3 protein-coding genes are annotated in these 4,558 nt (G+C 55.6%); all 3 read right to left on the bottom strand.

Features of this window, described 5'->3' with window-relative positions; all coding sequences use genetic code 11:
* Positions 1-608, bottom strand: a 608-nt coding sequence (locus P0D80_RS48720) for a response regulator (RefSeq protein ID WP_408295544.1), incomplete at its 3' end; no start/stop codon positions are given.
* A gap of 240 nt (positions 609-848) precedes the next feature.
* Positions 849-2,369 carry an alpha/beta fold hydrolase gene (locus P0D80_RS48715; RefSeq protein WP_408295541.1) on the bottom strand — a complete coding sequence of 507 codons (1,521 nt, stop codon included), beginning with the start codon at positions 2,367-2,369 and terminating at the stop codon, positions 849-851.
* A 195-nt stretch (positions 2,370-2,564) separates the two neighbouring features.
* Positions 2,565-4,199 (bottom strand): alpha/beta fold hydrolase, encoded by a 1,635-nt coding sequence (locus P0D80_RS48710; RefSeq protein ID WP_408295538.1) that lies wholly within the window; start codon positions 4,197-4,199, stop codon positions 2,565-2,567.
* Positions 4,200-4,558 lie beyond the last annotated feature (359 nt).

Here is a 4,558-nt window from a genome sequence, read left to right as displayed (position 1 = left end):
TACAGATCCATATCCCGAGGTGCACCCAGTTTTATCTGTGCGGCACGCTTCTGTGCGCTGACTGTCTGCTTGCTCCGATTCAGGATTGCTGCGATCTCATTGATCGTGCGTCCAGAGACAAAAAGCCGAATGACCTCCGCTTCTCGTGGAGTCAGTCGAACCGGGTTCGATATTCCCGCCCTACGCGCGGCATCACGGTCACATGCAGCAAAGCTGGGCGAGACGTATGGATGACCTGCGCAGGCGGCATTAATCGCTTCGACGAGATGGAGTGGCCCATCATTTTTACTGACGAGGCAATCAATACCGAGACGAACGACCGCAGATCTGACTAGTCCGAGGCTGTCGATCGCGGTGAACAGCACGATCGACAAGCTAGGGTAGCGCCGGCGAATTGTACCCATCAGGACGAGTCCGTCCGAAGGCGATCCTGGCATAACGTATTCGCAGATCAGCAAATTGCAGGATGTTCGCTCGAGCGTCTGATAGAGTTCACACACATTTCCTGCGTGCAGGACATTCACACTCGCGGAATGAAACGCCTTCGTCAGTACGTGTTCTACACCGACCCTAGTCATCGGGTGGGTGTCGGCAATGACTATGTTCATGCTGCACCATCATTCTTAGAGGCTTTGTTCGAATTCGGCCTTGTTAAGCCGATGCGACGTTGTAGGTGGGCTGTCCCAACGCGTTGTGGTTGAGGACGATGCAAGTGGAGCGAGAAGAAGCGAGCAAATTGTCGGCGGGCAAGTACCGAGCCCTGCGTACCGTATGAGCGACGCGCATGTGTCCATTCGGGCATGACCTTCCCGACAGATCCCGCTGCACAGCTTCGCCGAGACCGGCTCTCAGCTGAATGGCGCGGGGCTCAACCGCGCGACGCATTCTGTGTCAGGTTTCATGCTAGGGTTAGCAAGGAAGGACTCAACCACGGCTTGGACGCATGGCGATTGTGGCGTAACAAAATGCCCGATGCCGGGAACAATAATAGTCGTCGAATTAGCTAAGGACCTCCCTGCGTATTTCGCCCACATTGGTGAGGTCTTGCTGTCGAACGTGCCATCAATGATTAACGTCGGTATAGTGCTGGTGGTAATGTCGCGTATGGAACGAGACGATCTAGGAACATCCCACACCGCGCAATCTTCTGTCGCGAATGGGAGTTGCGGCGTTTGAGAAAGAACTGAATCCGGAAAATTGGGAAATGCTAGTCGCCCCTGAGTTAGTATTTCCGATTGAGGCTCGTACGGAATCCACTCGCTACAAAACACGCCGTAGGTCAAGCCATAAGCTTGGATGCTCTGCGGTGCCGGCCCTGCCAGTGCAGCGCGGCTTGCGGCAATCTGAACCGGGTCGCCATTGGTCAACTCCTGGATCGCCGAGGGTATTGAGTAGAAACTTGATCGACCGTTCGCCACGAACCAGTCGACAAGTGCGCCACCATCAAGCACCACTTTTATCGGCGGCCCTCCCGGCTGATACGTGCTGGTCGTCGTCAGCGGGTGCTCCTCAAGCGCTCGGACTTGGCTGGTGAACTTGACCTTTACATCGCCATAGCGTGAGGCACAGGAAGGCTGCGCGGCGCACGCATCAAAGAGATTGTTGAACCCCTCACCAGCACTAGTCCAAGGCCAGCTCAAGCTCGCCACACTCGGAGGCACAACGGAGTCGATGGTTACACTCACCAAGTGCTCCGGGTGCGTGCGCATAAGCGTAAGCGCAACGTAAGTGCCATAGGATGTACCGAAGATGCTCCATTTTGACAAGTTAAGGACCTTTCCCAAGTCAACAAAGTCCTCAATGTTCTCGAACGTGTTGTAGGCGCTCAGGTCGACTCCATCAGAGATCAATCGATCGTGACATGCCTTAGTCGCCGCGACGTGAAGAGCCTTAGTCGACGGCGCACCGTAGACAAGGCTGACCGCCTTTGCATTGAATGCGTCGATTTCAGGACACAGAAGAGCGGGCGTGGCGTCCAACGTTCCACGCTGCGCCGACACGATCAGATCCTGCGTCCTGTTAAGAGTTGGAACGAGGAAGCCAGCATCAACCATAGCATCCCCGCCGGGGCCGCCAGCTATAAGAAAAACAGGTTCGTGCTGCGGAGGTTGCACTACGGACGGGATTATTGCGACGGATATACTAATAGTTTTCGCGTTCGGTCGCTGGCGATTCTCCGGAACCACCAATTGTCCGCACCGCGCATTAGCGAAGGCTGGAGACGACGCTACCCGCGAGGGGCATGTGCCAATCACAAACTTGGCTGAACCGTTATTTGGCGAATCCCCACATCCCGCCACAAAGAAAGTGAAGGCGGCAATCAATAACAATTTGCACTTGCCCACCATGGCTCGCAAGATCTCGCTCATTCTCATCTCCAAATTAGTAAGGGCAGCGCCGCACCGACGTCTGCGCCGCCCGAGGAGGCTCTCCATGGAACGGTACGAACAATTTAGGAGTCCCAACCTGCGGCATAGCTGACACACCATGCGAATACAGACTTCAAGAGGGCGGACCTCTTTCTGCGCCCCCCGATCTCGAATGAAGAACGGAACCTGATGCCTTTAATGGGAAGTGTCGAATGGCACATCGGTTAACACCGCCCCGCAGCGTGTATCTGGCGCAACAGGATTCGAGAGGAAAGATGCCACGATGTTCTGAATGCATGTTCTGGCGGGTGTATCTGTGGGCAGTTGAACCTGAAACAACGCTCCATGCCCCGAGCCAGGAACAGTAATTACGGTCGCATTCGACAACGTGCTGGCTGCATAGATACCCCATTGGGGGGCGCTTTTTCCATCGAAACTACCATTTAGCACGAGTGTGGGAATTGAGCTGTTGGTGACCTGACGAACTGAACTCGAGGCCCGCGGAACGTTCCATACAGCGCAATCTTCAGTCATGAATGGCAGTCCAGGTGGCTGGGAAAGCACAGTCTCCGGATAAGCCGGGAAAGCGGATCGCCCTTGGGATAAAATTCCAGAGGCGGGCTCGAATGGCACCCACTCGCTGCAAATCACGCTGTACATAAGTCCATAGCCGACCATACCCCTCCCGACAGGGCTTGCAGCGACCGCTCGCGCTTCAGCGATTTTTTGCGGGTGTCCTATAACCAACTCGTGGATCGCCGCCGGAACTGAAGGTATTGGCACGACCGGATCGGGAAGCGACCCTATCCAATTGAGTATTGCTCCTCCGTCGAGGACGACGGGCGTCGTCGTCTCCGTTCCTGGGACGGTCACCGTCATCGTAAGCGGATTGGCCTCAAGCTTCTGGACCTGCGTCGTGAACTGTGAGGCAAGATCGCCGTACTTGGCGGCGCAGCTTGGCTGACTTGCACACGTTCGAAAGATATTATTGACGGCCTCGTTGGCATTCGTCCACGTCCACCCCAAGCTCACGACGCTGGGAGGCAGCACAGCATCGATAATCACGCTGCGGATGCCTTCCGGATGATCGCGGATCAGACTGAGTGCGAGATCAGTACCGTAAGACAAGCCGTACAGATTCCACTGGCCAATCTTGAGCGCCTTGCGGAGGTCAACGAGATCTGCCTCGCTCTCGATAGTATTGAAGTTGCGCAGTTCAATGCCCTGCGCTACGAGACGATCGTGACACGCCTTGGTTGCGGCTACGTGCAGAGCCTTATGTTGAGGCGAGTCATGGGGCAGGCTCACGGCAGAAGCCATCGCATCATCAACTTCGGGACAGGCAAGATTCGGCAGGGTATAGGCAACGCCACGCTGGTTCATGATGATCAAATCGCGACGCGCGTTGAGACCTGCTTTGACAAGGTCCGGCGCTTGGGCGATTGCATTTGCCCCCGGTCCTCCCGCCATGTAGACGATGGGATCCGACTGTGCCGGCTGAGTCATCGAGGGGATGATCGTGACAGGAAGTTGAACCTTCTCTGTGCTGCGGTGGCTTCGATCTTGAGGAGCGGTCAGCGTCCCACACGTCGCATTAAGAGTTGCCAGTACCGCCGCTTGCTCGACCGGACAGCCGCCCCGTTCAAACGTCGCAGACGCATCCGAAATCGATTCGCCACTCGAACCGCAGGCGGTACAGACCAGCGATGAAACTAGCGCGAGAGCCCGCACGGCCGGTCGGACTCTTCTATCAGCCCCCATCTTCCGACGACAGGTCCGGGCGATGAAAAGCCAACCGAGGATTGCGATATGTGCAGTGGTAGCGATCACTTTCGTCTTCCTGTCGATAGACCACGTTCGTCGTTGGATCAACGGATCGTCCAATGTGCCCATACATCGGCACACTGGCAGGTGGAACACATCCAAACGCATCCCACTACCAACCTCGAAATCAAATCTTGCTAACCGCTGAGATGAAATTACAAGAAATCCGCCAACTCAGCACGTTGCACCGTGTGGCGGTGTACCTGTTACCCAGTATTTCATCTTCTAGGAAAAGTACTTCGGAATAAGAGCATATTCTTTATTGTTTCGTCTGCTACCTGGTCAAACGGCAACCAATTCGGGTTGTGCAGCCCAGACGTGAACTGCTCACCGAGTTCCGACCTGAATACTTGGCGCACATCGTT

The sequence above is a fragment of the Paraburkholderia sp. RL17-373-BIF-A genome (genome assembly GCF_046030175.1).
Classification (GTDB): domain Bacteria; phylum Pseudomonadota; class Gammaproteobacteria; order Burkholderiales; family Burkholderiaceae; genus Paraburkholderia.
Note: the sequence above shows the minus strand (reverse complement) of the source record. Positions and strands in the feature narration are given on the sequence as shown.